General features: G+C 61.6%; 15 protein-coding genes. 7 read left to right on the forward strand and 8 right to left on the reverse strand.

The window, feature by feature from the left end; all coding sequences use genetic code 11:
* Positions 1 to 27: 27 nt before the first annotated feature.
* Positions 28 to 2232: an acyltransferase family protein gene (locus ARGLB_RS11720; protein ID WP_003802625.1), complete on the reverse strand. Its 2205-nt coding sequence runs from the start codon at positions 2230 to 2232 to the stop codon at positions 28 to 30.
* Between the two features lie 166 nt (positions 2233 to 2398).
* Between ARGLB_RS11720 and paaA the strand changes: the two genes are divergently transcribed.
* The 6 genes from paaA (at position 2399) to ARGLB_RS11750 (ending at position 7385) form a co-directional block, all read left to right on the forward strand.
* Positions 2399 to 3430 (forward strand): 1,2-phenylacetyl-CoA epoxidase subunit PaaA, encoded by a 1032-nt coding sequence (gene paaA, locus ARGLB_RS11725; protein WP_003802626.1) that lies wholly within the window; start codon positions 2399 to 2401, stop codon positions 3428 to 3430.
* Entirely contained in the window at positions 3427 to 3810 is a 384-nt protein-coding gene (gene paaB, locus ARGLB_RS11730) for a 1,2-phenylacetyl-CoA epoxidase subunit PaaB (protein ID WP_003802628.1), read from the forward strand. Before paaA ends, paaB begins: the two co-directional genes overlap by 4 nt.
* Positions 3807 to 4730: a 1,2-phenylacetyl-CoA epoxidase subunit PaaC gene (gene paaC / locus ARGLB_RS11735; protein ID WP_003802630.1), complete on the forward strand. Its 924-nt coding sequence runs from the start codon at positions 3807 to 3809 to the stop codon at positions 4728 to 4730. The genes paaB and paaC overlap by 4 nt, the downstream gene beginning before the upstream one ends.
* A 5-nt stretch (positions 4731 to 4735) precedes the next feature.
* Entirely contained in the window at positions 4736 to 5272 is a 537-nt protein-coding gene (paaD, locus tag ARGLB_RS11740) for a 1,2-phenylacetyl-CoA epoxidase subunit PaaD (protein ID WP_043418933.1), read from the forward strand.
* A gap of 10 nt (positions 5273 to 5282) precedes the next feature.
* Entirely contained in the window at positions 5283 to 6509 is a 1227-nt protein-coding gene (gene paaE, locus ARGLB_RS11745; protein WP_003802634.1) for a 1,2-phenylacetyl-CoA epoxidase subunit PaaE, read from the forward strand.
* A 96-nt stretch (positions 6510 to 6605) separates the two neighbouring features.
* On the forward strand, positions 6606 to 7385 hold the full coding sequence (locus ARGLB_RS11750; RefSeq protein ID WP_003802639.1) for an enoyl-CoA hydratase/isomerase family protein: 780 nt from the start codon (positions 6606 to 6608) through the stop codon (positions 7383 to 7385).
* On the opposite strand, the gene ARGLB_RS11755 is transcribed toward ARGLB_RS11750, so the two are convergent.
* Positions 7382 to 7861 (reverse strand): VanZ family protein, encoded by a 480-nt coding sequence (locus ARGLB_RS11755; protein WP_003802641.1) that lies wholly within the window; start codon positions 7859 to 7861, stop codon positions 7382 to 7384. The genes ARGLB_RS11750 and ARGLB_RS11755 overlap by 4 nt on opposite strands.
* Before the next feature lie 86 nt (positions 7862 to 7947).
* On the opposite strand from ARGLB_RS11755, the gene galU reads away from it, so the two are divergent.
* Complete coding sequence (gene galU, locus ARGLB_RS11760; protein ID WP_003802645.1) at positions 7948 to 8838, forward strand: UTP--glucose-1-phosphate uridylyltransferase GalU; 891 nt, start codon at positions 7948 to 7950, stop codon at positions 8836 to 8838.
* A gap of 145 nt (positions 8839 to 8983) precedes the next feature.
* Here the strand turns inward: galU and ARGLB_RS11765 are convergent, their stop codons facing one another.
* The 6 genes from ARGLB_RS11765 to gmd all read right to left on the reverse strand — a co-directional run bounded on the left by ARGLB_RS11765 (position 8984) and on the right by gmd (position 16538).
* Entirely contained in the window at positions 8984 to 9607 is a 624-nt protein-coding gene (locus ARGLB_RS11765) for an LPXTG cell wall anchor domain-containing protein (protein WP_003802646.1), read from the reverse strand.
* A gap of 169 nt (positions 9608 to 9776) precedes the next feature.
* The gene (locus tag ARGLB_RS11770) at positions 9777 to 11564 is read right to left on the reverse strand and encodes a DUF4012 domain-containing protein (protein WP_245531520.1); all 1788 of its coding nucleotides are present in this window, start codon (positions 11562 to 11564) and stop codon (positions 9777 to 9779) included.
* A gap of 95 nt (positions 11565 to 11659) precedes the next feature.
* On the reverse strand, positions 11660 to 12973 hold the full coding sequence (locus ARGLB_RS11775) for a UDP-glucose dehydrogenase family protein (protein WP_003802651.1): 1314 nt from the start codon (positions 12971 to 12973) through the stop codon (positions 11660 to 11662).
* A 62-nt stretch (positions 12974 to 13035) separates the two neighbouring features.
* Positions 13036 to 14532 (reverse strand): sugar transferase, encoded by a 1497-nt coding sequence (locus ARGLB_RS11780; RefSeq protein WP_003802653.1) that lies wholly within the window; start codon positions 14530 to 14532, stop codon positions 13036 to 13038.
* 3 nt (positions 14533 to 14535) lie between these two features.
* Complete coding sequence (locus ARGLB_RS11785) at positions 14536 to 15510, reverse strand: GDP-L-fucose synthase family protein (protein WP_003802654.1); 975 nt, start codon at positions 15508 to 15510, stop codon at positions 14536 to 14538.
* Positions 15510 to 16538 carry a GDP-mannose 4,6-dehydratase gene (gmd, locus tag ARGLB_RS11790; RefSeq protein WP_003802656.1) on the reverse strand — a complete coding sequence of 343 codons (1029 nt, stop codon included), beginning with the start codon at positions 16536 to 16538 and terminating at the stop codon, positions 15510 to 15512. Before gmd ends, ARGLB_RS11785 begins: the two co-directional genes overlap by 1 nt.
* Positions 16539 to 16639 lie beyond the last annotated feature (101 nt).

Here is a 16639-nt window from a genome sequence, read left to right on the forward strand (position 1 = left end):
CCGGGGCGGGCCACTGCGAACCTGTATTTACTTGATGGCAAGCGCCTCGGAGAGCACGGGCCCAAGTGACGTTGAATAGGCCGCCGTGAGGTGGGCCCCGTCTGCATGCATAGGTGAGGTACCGGCGAAAGCGGGGCAGCTCCCCGCTACGCAGAACCATCCAACGGTCTCCACGAAGTGAACGTTCGTCAGCTCGGCGGGGTCAAGGGCCGATCGGCCGGCGGCCGTCATGTCCAGTGAGAGTTGCTGCACCTTGGATGCGCAGTTCGCAGGCGTGCTTATCTTCGTGGCGCACTCGGCGAACTTGCGGCCGCGTGGAGGCGGGTCCAGCACGAAGACCTGTTTGGCCGAGGCAGAGAGTTCTGTGTACAGCTTTTTGGACGCCTCGCTCCACTCGTCGGCCGCGGCACCGCCCGTTGCTCCACTGGCAAGTCGCGCCAACGTTCCTGTTGAGCTGGAACTGATCACCATGTCAGGCTTCATCGAGGCTATCTGCTGAAGGGCCCACGTCCGGAAAGGGGCGCACTTGGGGTGTGCCGATTTGGAAGCCTTAATCACATCAACCGCCGCAGACGGGCACTGCTGCATGGTGTAAACATGGATCTTGTATCCCTGCGGCTCAAGTGCGGCGCGTATGCCTGGAACGTAGCTGATGGCCACTGAGTCGCCGAGAACCACCGCCGTCTTCTTGGCCGCTTCGTCTCCGTAGACGCAGCGGGCTGCATTTTCTGCCGGGTCTTCCAGAGCGCCTCGCTCGTCGCCCAGGCATCCGTCCTCGACCCATTCAGGCGCTTTCGCTGCGTCGCCGAGTGTGTCGATCGCAGGCGTAAGCTCTGGCCACTGAGATGCCGAGAGCGCAAGAGTGAGTTCTTGGCTCAGCTTTGCCGAGGGGGTGTTCGCAGCAGCAGTGTTGGAAGCACCCGGCGACACGACTGGTTGCCGAACAGCCGTTGCGGTGACGGGGGTGGCCTTCACCAGGGTGAAGCCCACGACGATGGCGGCAGCCAGGGCAAGAGTAATGACCGCTGCATAGGCCAGCCGGGTCCGGGTCTGGGCCCCGTGCGGCGCCTTAGCCGCCCTGGCTGCCTTGGGTTCAAGCCATTGCGAGTGCCTGACTGGCTCTTCAATGAAGTGATAGGACCATGCTGACAGCGCCAAAATGAGGGCTAGCGCGACGGCGTGGTCCACGACGCCACTCGATGGCCGAAGTGCTTCAAGAAGGATGATTACAGGGAAGTGCCACAGGTACAGAGAGTATGAAATGTCACCCAGGTAGCGGGAGACGCGATTAGTCAGCGGAGCCAGCAGCCGTTGCTCCCCTCCGGTCCCTGCGGAGATGACGGCCATGGTTGCAAGGACTGGCACCGCTGCCCATGGACCCGGGAAGGTCAGGTCCGGTGCCATGGCGAGGGCGCCGACGGCGATTCCTGCGAGGCCGGTGTAGGCCAAAGCGGGCCTGATGCGGTCTGGAATGCGCAGCAGAACCGGCGCAATGACGGCCAACAGACCACCGCAGCCGAGCTCCCAGGCACGGGAAAACGTAGAGAAGTAGGCGACGGTGGGTGCCGCGGAGCTTTCCCACATGGCGAAGACAAACGATGCTCCGACCGCGGCAAGTACGGCCAGACCCAGTGAACGCCGGGCCCCGGAAGACGACCGGCCTCGCCTGGACGCTCCCCATCCGAGCATGAGCACGATCAGCCATGGCCAGACGATGTAGAACTGTTCCTCGACGGCCAGCGACCAGTAGTGCTGTAGCGGGGACACCACCCCTCCGGCCTGCATGTAGTCAGTACCGATCATGGCCAGATGCCAGTTGGCCGCAGACAGGAACGCCCACAGCCCGTCCTGGGCAATGCCCACGAAGCGCGCAGTGGAGAACACAGCCCATGACGCGACGAGCGACAGGACGATAACTACCGATGCCAGCGGCAGAATACGTCGCGCCCGGCGCCGGTAGAAGTCGGCGAAGGAGATCCTGCCGCTTTTCTCATGCTCCCGGATCAGGCTGGCAGTGATCACGAAACCGGAGATCACGAAGAAGACATCCACGCCGATGAAGCCACCGGTGGGGTAACCCAGCAGGTGATCCGCAATAACCAGGCCAACTGCCAGTGCGCGAAGGCCCTGGATGTCATAGCGCTTTCGCGCCCAGGGACTGTCCGTCCTCACCGCCGAGAAATTCGCTTTGCGCTGAGCAGCCCGGCCCACTGGCACGCGGACATGAGTCATGGACAAGAGAATTCCCCCAAATGAGACCGGTGTTGCTGACATTTTACCCGCCGGGCATATCTGGTTAGGCCTTGCTAGTTGCTTGACGCCCTTCGCCGCTTCCGCATATCCTGAACGAACGGTCGGTAAATAATCCGAGTACGGACGTGAATGCATAGGAGCAACCATGGCAGCGCAGAACCTGCAGTCAGTGCCTGACCAGCCGGCAGCCCCGGGCGCGGCAGCCCCCGCCGCCGATCAGGGCCAGGCCCAGCTGGAGGCCGAGGGCCAGGCATACTTTGACCGCGTGATCTCCGAGGACTCCCGGATCGAGCCGCGCGACTGGATGCCCGCCGCCTACCGCAAGACCCTCCTGCGCCAGATCTCGCAGCACGCGCACTCGGAGATCATCGGCATGCAGCCGGAGGCCAACTGGATCAGCCGTGCCCCCAGCCTGAAGCGCAAGGCCATCCTCATGGCCAAGGTCCAGGACGAGGCCGGCCACGGGCTCTACCTCTACTCCGCCGCCGAGACGCTGGGCCAGTCCCGCGATCAGATGATGGACGACCTCATCGCCGGCAAGGCCCGCTACTCCTCGATCTTCAACTACCCGGCGCTGACCTGGGCGGACATGGGTGCCATCGGCTGGCTGGTGGACGGCGCCGCCATCTGCAACCAGGTGCCGCTGTGCCGGGCATCGTACGGTCCCTACGGCCGGGCCATGGTGCGCATCTGCAAGGAGGAGTCCTTCCACCAGCGCCAGGGCTTCGAGATCCTGTTGGAACTCTCCAACGGCACGCCCGCGCAGAAGCAGATGGCCCAGGACGCCGTGAACCGCTGGTACGCCCCGGCCCTGATGATGTTCGGCCCGCCGGACGACGATTCCCCCAACTCCAAGCAGTCCACGGCCTGGAACATTAAGCGCTTCAGCAACGATGAGCTGCGCTCGCGGTTCGTCGGCATGATGGTGGAGCAGGTCCGGGTCCTGGGCTTGACCCTCCCGGACAGCGAGGTCCGTTTCAACGAGGACACCAGGAAGTGGGAGCACGGCCCGCTCGACTGGAACGAATTCAAGGAAGTCCTGGCAGGCCGCGGCCCCTGCAACTCGCAGCGGCTTGAGCGCCGCCGGCAGGCGCACGACGACGGCGCCTGGGTCCGCGAGGCAGCGGCGGCTTACGCACACAAACAGTCAATGAAGACAAAGGAATTCGCAGCATGAGTCCCCATGGCAACCCGGAAGTTCCGGCCAGCTCGGCCACTGAAATCAACCGCGAGGCTCCAAAGGCGAGCCCGGCGGCCGCTCCCGCCGAAACCACCGGCAATGCCTGGGGTCTGTGGGAGGTCTTCGTCCGGTCCAGCCGCGGCCTGTCCCACGTGCACGCCGGCAGCCTGCACGCGCCGGACGCCGCCATGGCCCTGCGCAACGCCCGCGACCTGTACACCCGCCGCAACGAGGGCGTGTCCATCTGGGTGGTCCCGGCGGACGCCATCGCCTCCAGCGACCCGGACGCCAAGGGCTCGTTTTTCGAGTCGCCGCAGGGCAAGGACTACCGGCATGCCACGTACTACACCAAGAGCGAAGGGGTGAAGCACCTGTGAGTACTCCCGAGACGCAAGAAGCGCAAGAGACCACAGGCCACGGCGACATCTCCGTCGGCGTCGCGGGCGCAGGTGCCAGCGGCGACGGGTCGGCCAGCGCCACCCGCATCACCCCGGGCAACGCGCTCCGCCCCGAGGACATCGCGCTCGAGGTCCGCACCGGCCTGGCGAAGCCCACCGAGGACGTGGCCGAGTACGCGCTGCGCCTGGGCGACGACGCCCTGATCCTTGCCCAGCGTCTCGGCCACTGGATCTCCCGTGCCCCGGAGCTGGAGGAGGATGTGGCCCTCGGGAACATCGCCCTGGACCAGCTGGGCCACGCCCGGAGTTTCCTCAGCTACGCCGGCGGCGCCTGGGACAAGAGTGAGGACGACCTCGCGTACTTCCGCCGCGAGCACGAGTTCCGCTCCGCGCACCTGTTCGAGCAGCCCAACGGGGACTTCGCCGTCACCATCGCCCGGCAGTTCGTGGTGAGCTACTACCAGTTCGAGCTGTACCGCCGGCTGACCGAGTCCACGGACGCCACGCTGGCTGCCATCGCAGCGAAGGCCGTGAAGGAAGTGGACTACCACCGCGACCACAGCGCCCAGTGGGTCCTCCGCCTGGCCGGAGGCACGGACGAGTCCCGCCAGAGGATGATCCACGGCCTGAAGCTCATCTGGCCGTACGTGGGGGAGCTCTTCGAAACCGATGAGCTGGTGACCCGCCTGGCGGAGGCGGGCGCCGCCGTCGAGCCTTCCAGCCTGAGGGCGGACTTTGACCGCCTCACCGGCGAGGTCCTCAAGGAAGCGGAGCTGGAGGTGCCGGAGGTGCCGTTCGCCCCGGGCGGCGGCCGCCGCGGCAGGCACTCCGAACACCTGGGCTACATCCTGGCCGAGATGCAGGTGCTGGCCCGGGAGCATCCCGGAGCAAGCTGGTGACTGCCGTGTACGTATCGGACTTCGAGACCAAGACAGGCATCACTGCCGAGCAGAAGGCGTGGGATATCGCCGCCACGGTCTGCGACCCGGAGATCCCCGTGCTCACCATCGAGGACCTGGGCATCCTGAGGAGCGTGCGGCTGTTCGACGACGGCGGGCCGGTTCCCGCCGTGCAGGTCACCATCACGCCCACGTACTCGGGCTGCCCGGCGATGGACGCCATCCGCGATGACCTGAAGGCCGCCTTCCACAAGGAGGGCTACCCCAGTGTGCACGTGGAGCTGGTGCTGAGTCCGGCGTGGACCACGGACTGGATGACGGAGGCGGGCAAGGCCAAGCTGCGGGAGTACGGCATCGCGCCGCCCTCCGGCAGGGCCGCCCTCGGCCACAATGGCCCCGTCCGCCTCAGCCTGGCCGTGAAGTGCCCGCAGTGCTCGTCGCTGAACACCAAGGAACTCACCCGCTTCGGTTCCACCTCCTGCAAGGCGCTGTACGTGTGCCAGGACTGCAGGGAACCGTTCGACTACTTCAAAGTCCTGTAAGGAATTTCCCATGCCTGTTGTCCGCCAGACTGCCGCCGAATCGGCGCAGGCCACCGGCCGCCGTCGTCCGTCCTTCCACACCCTCACCGTCGCGGAGGTGCGCCGGCTCACCGACGATGCCATCGAGGTGACCTTCGCGGTGCCGGCCGAGCTGGCCGGGCACTTCGACTACCTGCCGGGCCAGTACGTGGCCCTGCGCACCACGCTGCCGGACGAGACCGGCGAGCCGAAGGAGATCCGCCGCAGCTACTCCATCTGCGCCGAGCCGCGCAGCTTCGCGGACGGCAGCAGCGAGATCCGGGTGGCCATCAAGAAGGACCTGGGCGGGCTGTTCTCCACGTGGGCCAACGCCGAGCTGAAGGCCGGGGACACCCTGGAGGTCATGAGCCCCATGGGCGCGTTCGTGTCCAAGCACGGCCGGGACGGGCAGGCCGTGGACCAGAACGTCATGAACTCCATGAACCATCCGGAGGACCTGGCGGGGGAGCCGGGGAACTTCGTGGCGATCGCCGCGGGCTCGGGCATCACCCCGGTGATCGCGATCGCGCGGACGCTGCTGGCCGCCAGCCCGGACACCCGTTTCGACCTGATCTACGCCAACAAGGCCGCCATGGACGTGATGTTCCTGGAGGAGCTCGCGGACCTGAAGGACAGGTACCCGTCGCGTCTGGCGCTGCACCACGTGCTGTCCCGCGAGCAGCGGATCGCGCCGCTGCTGAGCGGCCGGATCGACGCCGAGAAGCTGCGGGCGCTGCTGGGCACCGCCATCCACGCGGACGACGTGGACGAGTGGTTCCTGTGCGGGCCGTTCGAGCTGGTGCAGCTGTGCCGGGACACCCTGGCCGAGCGGGGCGTGAAGCCGGAGCACGTGCGGTTCGAGCTGTTCACCTCCGGCAAGCCGGACCGCCCCGAGGGCAACGCCGGCCGTCCCGTCGTCGAGGATGAGTCCAAGGAGACCTACAAGATCACCTTCAAGCTGGACGGCCTGCAGGGCGAGGTGGCCAGCCCGACGCACGCCCGCGAGTCCATCCTCAACGCCGCGCTGCGGGTCCGCCCGGACGTGCCGTTCGCGTGCGCCGGGGGAGTGTGCGGCACCTGCCGCGCCAAGGTGGTCACCGGCACCGTGACCATGGACGAAAACTACGCGCTGGAGCAGGATGAGCTGGACAAGGGCTACGTCCTGACCTGCCAGTCCCACCCCACCAGCAAGGAAGTCTCCGTCGATTTCGACGTGTAGTCCTAAATTTTTTTAAAACGGGCCCACGCCCGCAGGGTTCCCTGACCGAGCTTGCGAGGTTAGGGTGCGGGTGGGGACGGTCTCAAAGGAGCAGCCATGATTTCCCTTTCCATTGCCGACGGCGTCGCCGAAGTTGTCCTCAACGCCCCGCAGAAGCTGAACTCGCTGGACGAGCAGGCGCTGGCGGAGCTGTCCGAGGCGTACGACGACGCCGCTGCCGCCGCCTCGCGCGGTGAGGTGCGGGCGCTGCTGCTCAGGGGAGAGGGGCGCGCCTTCTGCGCGGGCCGGGACATTGCCGGCGTGACGCCGGAGAGTGACGACGCCGAGGCGTACCTGGGCGGCCTGGTGCAGCCGCTGCTGCAGAAGATGAGCGCGTTCCCGGCTCCGACGTTCGCCGCGGCGCAGGGCGCCTGCCTGGGTGTGGGGCTGGGGCTGCTGCTGGCCACGGACGTGGTGTACGTGGCGGAGAACGCGAAGTTCGGTTCGCCCTTCGCCAAGCTGGGGGCAACGATGGATTCGGGCGGGCACTGGTACTTCACCGAGCGCCTGGGCATGCACCGGACGCTGGATCTGATCTACACGGCCGAGCTGATCTCGGGTGCCGAAGCCGTGGCCCTGGGGATGTTCAGCCGGGCGCTGCCGGCGGACGAGCTGCTGGATTCAACCCGTTCGATTGTGGCCAAGGTTGCCACAGGTGCCACGGGAGCGTTCAAAGCCAGCAAGGAGCTGGTGGCTCACATCCGCGACCAGCGTCTGGGCCTCTGGACCTCCATGCAGGAGGAGAACGCCGAGCAAGCGCGGCTCTGCAAGACGGAAGACTATGCAGAAGGCTTCAAAGCGTTCCAAGAAAGGCGCGAACCGCAGTTCAAGGGCTAACCGATCTTCGGAGGCCGGGCTGGTTTGGGCGGCAGCGCTGGTTGAGCTTGTCGAAACCACTCCTCCACCACCCCCAACACCCAAACCCCCAGCATCGCGCCGGCCGTATTCGCCACGATGTCCATGGCGCTGGGAAACCGGTCGTGCAGGAACAGCTTTTGCCCCAGTTCCATGCAGCAGGACGCGAGGAATGCGCTCAGCACGATCCGTCCCCGGTGGAATGCCGGGAAGGCCAATGCTGCGAGGATGCCAATGGGTGTAAACAGCAGGATGTTGGAGGCGAATTCCACGAACTGGTAGTTGATCAGATCGGGAAGCCCTGAATGGTGGAGAGCAAACAGCGCCGCCTGCAGCCGCCCAGCTACGGGTCGGTCAACGGGCGTGGGCCAGAAGGCAACGAACGCGAGAGCGGCGAGATACAGGGCAAGCAACACACGCGCCAGCCCGGCATCGTCTGCTCGTTTCCATTTCCCCATACAGAAAAGCTACGGGAGTCTCTGATTCCGCCGAAATCTGCGCCCGGAAATTTCACTTTTTGTGAGCCAATTTATAGGGTTCGTTCATGACTATGGGGAAATCAGTTCGTAAAGCAGTTATCCCGGCCGCCGGTTTGGGCACGCGCTTCCTGCCTGCCACCAAGGCGATGCCGAAGGAGATGTTGCCGGTAGTAGATGCGCCGGCCATCCAGTACGTCGTGGAAGAGGCAATCAGTGCCGGCTTGGACGACGTGCTGATGATCACCGGCCGCAACAAACGGGCACTGGAAGACCACTTCGACAGGGCGCCTGCTCTGGAGCGGACCCTTGAACTCAAGGGCGATCAGGCCCGCCTCGACGCCGTCCAGCATGCCTCCGGTCTGGGGCCCATCCACTACGTCCGGCAGGGCGAACCCAAGGGCCTTGGACACGCCGTCCTGTGCGGCCGCCAGCACGTCGGTGAGGAGCCGTTCGCGGTCCTGCTGGGCGATGACCTCATCGACGAGCGGGACGAGCTCCTGACCACGATGATTGAGGTCCAGGCGAAGACCGGCGGGTCGGTGATTGCCCTGATCGAGGTGGAGCCGTCGCAGATCAGTGCCTACGGCTGCGCCGATATCACACCTGTTGATGGCGAGGGCTACGTGCGCGTCAACAGCCTGGTGGAAAAGCCGTCAGTGGACGAGGCGCCGTCCAATCTGGCGGTCATCGGCCGGTACGTACTGCACCCGGCCGTATTCGACGTCTTGGAGAAGACCGAGCCCGGCCGTGGCAGCGAAATCCAGCTGACCGACGCCCTGCAGACCCTTGCCGCAGGTGTGGACGAGGGATCCGGCGTATATGGCGTCGTCTTCCGTGGCCGCCGGTATGACACTGGAGACAAGCTGAGCTACCTGAAGGCCGTCATCACACTGGCATCCGAGCGCCCCGAATTCGGCGAAGACTTGAAGGCCTGGATGAAGGACTTCAACGGGTAGGCGCGCACGCAGCTGAGCAAGAGAGGAAGCCCCGACGGCCCGTCGGGGCTTCCTCGCTTTAAAGCGCACTGATATTCCAGGCAAAGAAGGGACCCATTCCGAAAAGCCGGAATGGGTCCCTTCTTTGAAGCGTGGAGCTTATTACTTAGGCGGATGCCTCTGCGTTTGCGCGGCGGCGAACGACGACCACCGAAGCGGCGCCGGCGGCGAGTGCACCTGCACCGACGAGTGACCACAGCACCAGGCTGGAGTCGGCACCGGTGTTGGCCAATCCCGCACCTCCGGTGTTGGAGAGGTCGGTGCCTGTGCCACCAGCAACGGTTCCGGAGCCCGTTGCGGCACCTTCAACAGTAACGGTGACCGGAGTGCTGGTGTGGCCGGAGTTAACGCCAGTGGCGGTGATGGTGTAAACGCCCGGGTCGGTGATGGTCAGCGGCAGCGCAACTGCGCCGGAAGCGTCAGCCGTTGCGTTCAACTCCTGTGCAGCGGCGTACACGCTGATCTTGCTCGGCACAGAGCGGCTTGCGCCGGCACCAGCAATGCTTGCACCCGTCGCAGCCGGGGCAGCGCCCGGGGTTACCCGGATGATCAACGGTTCGCCAGCGAAGAAGCCCCTGGCGGAGAAAGTAAAGGCTTCGCCGGGTCCAACAACGCCATCAGAAACGGCGGCATTGGCAGGCGTTGCCGGGTAGTTAGCGGCCATGGCCGGCGCTGTGCCGGTCAGTGCGATGGTTCCTGCAAGCGCGAGCGCAGCAATAGACTTCTTCATTTGTCCCCCCTGAGACCTTTTCAACACGGATGTCACATAATTGTGGAGATTCCCCATCCCCATGTGACCGTGGGGCGAATCTCGTGGTGTTACCCAAGGAGAGATTAGCACCTCGAAGGTGCAGGCTCCAAAGTGAATCCAGACACTTTACATACTGTTAATCAACTGGCTATGCAGGTGGAGCGCATGTCGCAGATTTCGTTTCCAAGACCACGTCCTTCAATGCCTGTACTGTCGGTGTCACGGCAACAACTGGTTTGGTGTGTTGCACGATTTTTCCGAAGGCAAATTCAACCGTTTGGCTCTGGCCCGGTGCGAGGCGAATGGTGAGTGTACCGACAGGACGACTCGAGTGCCGGTTGGCCGCGAAGCCCGTTTTCTCGCCAGCGACAAGTGCCGTCTCTATATTCGACTGCACTGGTCCATACGCCGTGATGTTTGTCTGGACGCTCCCCGCGGGCACGCCGAAAGCTCCAGCGCCGGTCACATAAGAAGACAACGCCGTTGCCGCGTTTGTAGGAGCAGTGTTTGTGCTTGTTATGCGGACCCTGATGCGACCGTAGCCGTGGGCTTCACATTCTTCGATGAGCTGAACGCTGCGCTTGACATAGTAATCCATTTTCGCGCCGGTACCATCGTTGAAGTAGATGCCGAATTGAGCGGGCGAAATGCTAGAGCCAGAGATTGATCCACTAACTGGATACTTGGCCAAAACGTCCTGTTCTTGAGTCGAGGCAGACCAGAGTAGCACCCGACCTTCAGAAGTAGCCCGGACGATCCCCGCGACCAAACTCTTGGCTCCGCCTTTTCCGCCGTTGATGGCACCGAAGATTTCCTGGGCTACGCCCGCAAAGTAAGCATCCTGGTTCTTGGGTTGCTCGATGTTGGCGTAGGCGTCTGACAGGAGTGTCCGAACTACGTTGTCTGCGTTGAGCTTGGTCGGCAGGTTACTGCCGTTGGTTAAGCTCAGCAGGTCAGGATTACTAATCGCAATCGGCCCTGTGGCCTCCAGGATGTAGCTCAGTGCTACCGGATCGATGGAGATGACGCCATCGACCCGATTGCCTGTCTTCCTTTCCCACATCGCCCGAGCAGTCGCGGCGGTGGTTGGAAAATCTGGCGTGAGATTAACGTCTTGAAAAAACTTCCCTATCCGACTTGAGTAAATCTGTCGCTGTTCAGGCTCCACGACCAACGGGGGAGACATGACACCAATATCGCTCGCACTGCTCTGGGCGCCCAGAGTCATTTTGCCTTCACGGAAGCTGATTTCGGCCAGAGCCCCCGGAATGCCGCCGGAAGCACGCGATTCTGCGTTGTTTTGAACCACCAGTAGGTACGTCCGAGGCGTGGCGTCGCCCAGCATCGGCGGCGCAAGACGTGCCACATCTGCAGCGCCATCCAGCGCGTCGGCAATGCTGCTCAGCTGGTCTTTGGCTAGAGACAGCGGCTGAGTCACCTGCGGCAAAAGACTCCCGGTCTCGATTCCATTAAGTCTCTGAACTGAAGCCCGTATCGCATGAGCTGCGGAAGCCACCGTCGGTGATGCATCCCGTAGGGGCTGCAGATCGGTCTTGGGAGAACCGGGCACCAGACTTTCCCATTGCAATCCGTCCAAAGCCTTGACCAGTGGAACAATTCCTAGGGAGGTTAGGTCACCTGCCGATCGTGTTATTTCTGTCACCGCAGCGAAGTTGCCCCCTAAGCCTGGAATCGCGGATGCGACTGTCCAAAGGGGATCATCCGCTGCATTCCTGGCTGCAGAAACATGGGCGGTGAGCTTCTTTACTGCATCCGAGGCGTCCACCGGGCGGTCCTGAATTACATCGCTTTTGACCACAGGGACGAGCGTCATCGCGCTCTCAAGCTCAGACTTGATAAATAGAGCCTTTGATCCGAGCCACAAGGCGGATGCAAGCATCACGGCGATCAGGATTGCAAACGCGGCACAAAGCAAGAGAAGACGTTGGCGACGTCGTCTTCTATTGTGCGTAACCCTGAACTGACGCGCTTCCGGTTGAGTTGGCTCCGAAGTTTCCGAGTTCGCCATGTCTAGGGGCGGCCCAGCCCTTTGTAAGTCCATCCGGCCGCACGCCATTTCTCGGCATTGAGTACGTTTCGGCCATCCAGGATTCGTGCAGCGGCTACGATGGGACTTAGGGCATAGGGGTCCAAGTCGCGGTACTCTTGCCATTCTGTCAAGAGCAGCAGCGCGTCAGACTTCGAGATTGCGTTGACTGGGTCTGGCTCATAATGAAGTTCAGGGAACCTTTTGGCCGCGTTCTTGAGAGCCTTGGGGTCGGTGACCGTAACAATGGCTCCTTGGAGTTGAAGTTGGGCTGCAATGCTCAGCGCTGGCGAATCGCGCACATCATCGCTCTCTGGTTTGAAGGCAGCGCCCAGCACAGCGATCCTCTTGCCTAGAAGACTGTCGTCGCACAGCGCCCGGGTAAGTTCGATGACCCGAGTTCGTCGGCGCATGTTGATGGCGTCAACCTCTCGGAGGAACGTCAGCGCTTGGTCCGCCCCGAGCTCACCGGCTCTGGCCATGAAGGCTCTGATGTCTTTCGGGAGACATCCTCCTCCAAACCCGATTCCTGCATTCAGGAACTTCCGTCCGATTCGGTCGTCCATCCCTATGGCGTCGGCCAAGCTCGTGACGTCCGCGCCGGCGGCCTCACAGACCTCCGCCATGGCGTTAATAAAGGAAATCTTGGTGGCCAGGAAGGAATTGGCAGCCGTCTTAACCAGTTCTGCGGTCGGAGGGTCTGTCACCAATCGAGGCGTCCCCGAAGACAGGGGCGCCGCGTAGACTTCATCCAACACGGCAACTGCTGGATGGTCCTCTGATCCGTCTTCGACACCGTACACAAAGCGATCAGGATTTAAAGTGTCAGAGACTGCGTGCCCTTCTCGCAGGAATTCAGGATTCCAAACCAAGTGTGCAAGCGGCTGTATTTCCTTAATTAGCCCGGCCAGTCTCGCTGCAGTTCCGACAGGGACTGTGGACTTCCCAACAACTACATCTCCCTCAGATATGTAGGGGAGTAACTTTGCAACCGCGGCGTCGACATAAGTCATATCGGCGGCGTTCTCCCCCTTCTTCTGAGGGGTGCCCACGCAAATGAAATGAACGTCACTCCCAGAAGCCGACGCGACGTTGCTTGTGAACGACAAGCGTCCCGTGTTCAGAACCTGCTCAAGAAGTTCTGATAGACCGGGCTCATAGAATGGGGCACGGGCTGAAGAAAGTTCGGAAACTTTTTGTTCGTCGACATCAATGCCCACGACTTCATGCCCCAAGTGGGCCATGCATGCGGCGTGGACAGCGCCAAGATATCCGCAGCCGATGACTGAAATACGCATTATTTTGCTTTCCCCTAAACACAAAGATGAATTAGCAAGTTTTATCGGCTTGGGCGAGCAGATTAAACGGCTCCAGTGCCCACGAAAACTGCCTTGAAGGTTTTGAAGAGTATGAGGACGTCGCCCATCAGCGACCAGTTCTCCACGTAGTACAAGTCAAGCCTGATGCTTTCTTCCCAAGTTAGGTTGGAGCGACCGCTGACTTGCCACAATCCGCTCATTCCCGGGCTCACATAGAGTCGCCGATGTGCAGCGTCGTCATACAGTGCGACCTCACCCTCACGCTGAGGTCGAGGTCCGACGAGACTCATACTTCCCCCAAGTACGTTCAGGAGCTGAGGCAACTCGTCCAGTGAGAACTTGCGCAGGACGCGGCCTACTGGCGTTATTCGAGGGTCGTTCTCGACCTTGAACAGTGGTTTGTCGGAAGAACCCTGAGCACGAAGCAGCGCCTCCAATTCCGCGTCTGCGTTCACTTTCATGGAACGGAATTTCAACATTTTGAATGTTGTCCCTCGCAGCCCTATGCGTTCCTGGTGATAGAAGATCGGTCCCGGGCTGCTTAGTTTGACCAAGAGTGCAAGAACCGCGAATAGGGGCGACAAGATAAGGACCAGCATTCCGGCGAGGACGATATCGAAAGATCGCTTGGCGACCTTTTTCCCCCCCGTAAGCTTTGGTGTCGATACATGAATAAGAGGAAGGCCGGCAACCGGACGTGTATGTATGCGGGGACCGGTAACGTCGGTCAACGCCGGTGCAAGTATCATTCCTATGTCTCTAGCTGCCAACTCCCAACCAAGTTGACGAAGATCTTGGGGATGCACGTTGACTCCGGCGGATACCGCAACAGCGTCTATATCTGAATCTAGAATGACATCCAAGATTGAGTCGGCACTGGCGTCTCCCACCGTAACTGGAATCCCGAGCTTCTCAAGGGCGGATGATCCTTTTGAAGCTCCGGGCAGGTGTGCAGCGACGGGAAGATACCCGGCTGCCGGAGCGGTCCTCAGTGAACGTATCAAATGCTCCGCCGAGTAGGGGCCGCCGATGATGAGAACGCGGGAACTGCTTTGCCCGCGCCTCCGCTCGAGTGAGAGGTGCTGCCTTACCAGCCATCTCGCGATGAGCAGCGCAAGCGCACCTGCCGGGAACGCCAGACCAACAAAGCCGCGCGCTGTGTCTATCCTCAGAGCGTAGGAGACCACGGCCACGAGGCCGAACAGCCAAACAGACGCTGCTATCACGCGCTTGTACTCCTCAGACCCAGAACCGAGGACGTTAGCTTCGCGGGATCCCCAGAGTTCCAGCATGATCCACCAGGCGATCACCAGGGTGCCAGATAGGATTAGGTAGTCCGCCTCTCGAATGTTTCCGGAGCTAATGTCGGAAAATCCAAAGCGAACTGCGTAGGCGCCGGCGACAGCCCATATAACAACGCCGGCGTCTACGAGGCGCAGTCGACGAACATAAGTCGAACGCCAGTTTGGCGGTTGTCGCACTGCGGTCTGTGGAACTGTACCTTCCACATCTCCGACGCTATTCTTCCCCCCCAGCATTTGTTAGGCTCGGATATTTTCTGCATTGGAGCGGTACCAGGCCACGGTCGACTGGATCCCTTCTTCAAGGCTGATTTTCGGGGCCCACCCGGCCTGCTTCAGTTTGGACACATCCAACAGTTTTCGAGGTGTTCCATCGGGTTTAGAGGTGTCCCACTCGAAACTTCCGTCGTAACCTACTGCTGCCGCCACGAGTGTGGCGAGTTCACGGATGGTCACATCCGTTCCTGTCCCCACGTTGACCTGGGATGGTCCGTCGTAATGCTCAAGTAGATGCAGGCAAGCTGAGGCCATGTCGTCAACGTGCAGGAATTCTCGCCGAGGTGACCCGGTTCCCCAGTTCGTGACGCTCTCGGCTCCGGACTGGGCGGCTTCGTCATACCTCCGAATCAGGGCCGGGAGCACATGTGAGCCTGTAGGCGAAAAGTTGTCCCCGGGACCATAAAGGTTCGTCGGCATTGCCGAGATCCACGGCAGTCCATACTGACGCCTAATAGCCTGAATCTGCATGATTCCCGCGATTTTGGCAATGGCGTAGGCATCATTTGTAGGCTCCAAGTGCCCGGTGAGAAGCGCATCCTCACGGATGGGCTGCTCGGCGAACTTTGGATATATGCAGGAAGAGCCGAGGAACAGTAGGCGTTCAACACCGAATTTCCGGGCAGCGTCTAGTACGTTGACCTGGATTCGAAGATTATCGCTAAGAAAATCAACGGGATATGTCTGGTTGGCAAGTATGCCGCCCACTTTAGCGGCCGCCAGTACCACGTAGCGAGGTTTGGAAGCGGCAAAGAATTCAAAGACAGCTTCGCGGTCCTTCAAGTCCAATTCAGCAGACGTGCGGCCAACGACACTCGTGAATCCTTCGGCCTTGAGATGCCGCCAAATGGCCGAACCCACCAAACCACGGTGGCCTGCCACATAGAACGGTGCGCTGCGGTCAAGCGCGCCAGGCTCAAACACCGGTTCGGTCGTCACTAGTTGCCCCAGCTCCCCAGTTCCACCGTGTCGATCCAGTGCCTTCCAGCGTGCTTGTCGGTCTCAATATCAGCATCTACCATAATTCGGGCCAATTCGGGCGTGTGAACAGTGGCCTTCCAGCCAAGCTTTTGGTGGGCCTTTGAAGCATCCCCTACCAGGGCATCGACTTCAGTTGGCCGAAGATACCGCTCGTCAAATCGGACGTGGTTTTCCCAGTTCAAGCCTGCGTGTTCGAAGGCAATCTGGAGAAAGTCCCGCACCGTGTAATTACCACCGGTCGCAAGCACGAAATCGTCCGGCTCATCCACCTGCAGCATGCGCCACATTCCCTCGACATACTCCGCGGCATACCCCCAGTCGCGTACGGCGTCCAAGTTTCCCATGTACAAAAGGTCTTGCTTGCCGGCCTTGATTGCAGCAACGGCCCGAGTGATCTTTCTCGTCACAAAAGTCTCGCCGCGGCGCGGGGACTCGTGATTGAAGAGAATGCCATTCACGGCGAACATGCCGTAGGCCTCGCGGTAATTCTTCGTCACCCAGTAGCTGTACACCTTGGCTGCCCCATACGGGGAGCGAGGGTAGAAGGGTGTGTCTTCGTTCTGCGGCGGCGGTGTCGCGCCAAACATTTCGGATGACGACGCTTGGTAGAACCGCGTCTCGATGCCCGACATGCGGACCGCCTCAAGGAGCCGTATTGATCCGACTCCCGTGGTATCTCCAGTGTGCTCCGGTTCGTCGAAAGAAACACGTACGTGGGATTGTGCTGCAAGGTTGTAAACCTCGTCCGGCTTGATCTCGGAGATGAGAGTTACTAGCCGGGCCCCGTCGCTGAGATCACCGTAGTGGAGGAAGAGCTTAGCCTTTGGATCGTGAGGGTCCACGTAGAGATGGTCAATCCTGGATGTATTGAAGGTCGATGCACGGCGAATGAGGCCGTGCACCTCATACCCCTTCTTGAGCAGTAGTTCAGCTAGGTAGGAGCCGTCCTGCCCTGTGATACCAGTGATGAGTGCGCGCTTAGCCATAATGCCCCCAGTAGAAAAAAATACGAATCGCGCAACCTATTGGCCGCGCGACGTTGCCAGACTCGTGATGAACTCATCATAGTGTGCGATCGCAGCACCCT

Source organism: Arthrobacter globiformis NBRC 12137 (assembly GCF_000238915.1).
Taxonomy (GTDB): domain Bacteria; phylum Actinomycetota; class Actinomycetes; order Actinomycetales; family Micrococcaceae; genus Arthrobacter; species Arthrobacter globiformis.

Coding starts and splice junctions, on each gene's coding strand:
- ARGLB_RS11720 (WP_003802625.1), bottom strand. CDS start 2,232: ATGACTCATGTCCGCGTGCCAGTGGGCCGGGCTGCTCAGCGCAAAGCG.
- paaA (WP_003802626.1), top strand. CDS start 2,399: ATGGCAGCGCAGAACCTGCAGTCAGTGCCTGACCAGCCGGCAGCCCCG.
- paaB (WP_003802628.1), top strand. CDS start 3,427: ATGAGTCCCCATGGCAACCCGGAAGTTCCGGCCAGCTCGGCCACTGAA.
- paaE (WP_003802634.1), top strand. CDS start 5,283: ATGCCTGTTGTCCGCCAGACTGCCGCCGAATCGGCGCAGGCCACCGGC.
- ARGLB_RS11750 (WP_003802639.1), top strand. CDS start 6,606: ATGATTTCCCTTTCCATTGCCGACGGCGTCGCCGAAGTTGTCCTCAAC.
- ARGLB_RS11755 (WP_003802641.1), bottom strand. CDS start 7,861: ATGGGGAAATGGAAACGAGCAGACGATGCCGGGCTGGCGCGTGTGTTG.
- galU (WP_003802645.1), top strand. CDS start 7,948: ATGACTATGGGGAAATCAGTTCGTAAAGCAGTTATCCCGGCCGCCGGT.
- ARGLB_RS11765 (WP_003802646.1), bottom strand. CDS start 9,607: ATGAAGAAGTCTATTGCTGCGCTCGCGCTTGCAGGAACCATCGCACTG.
- ARGLB_RS11775 (WP_003802651.1), bottom strand. CDS start 12,973: ATGCGTATTTCAGTCATCGGCTGCGGATATCTTGGCGCTGTCCACGCC.
- ARGLB_RS11780 (WP_003802653.1), bottom strand. CDS start 14,532: ATGCTGGGGGGGAAGAATAGCGTCGGAGATGTGGAAGGTACAGTTCCA.
- gmd (WP_003802656.1), bottom strand. CDS start 16,538: ATGGCTAAGCGCGCACTCATCACTGGTATCACAGGGCAGGACGGCTCC.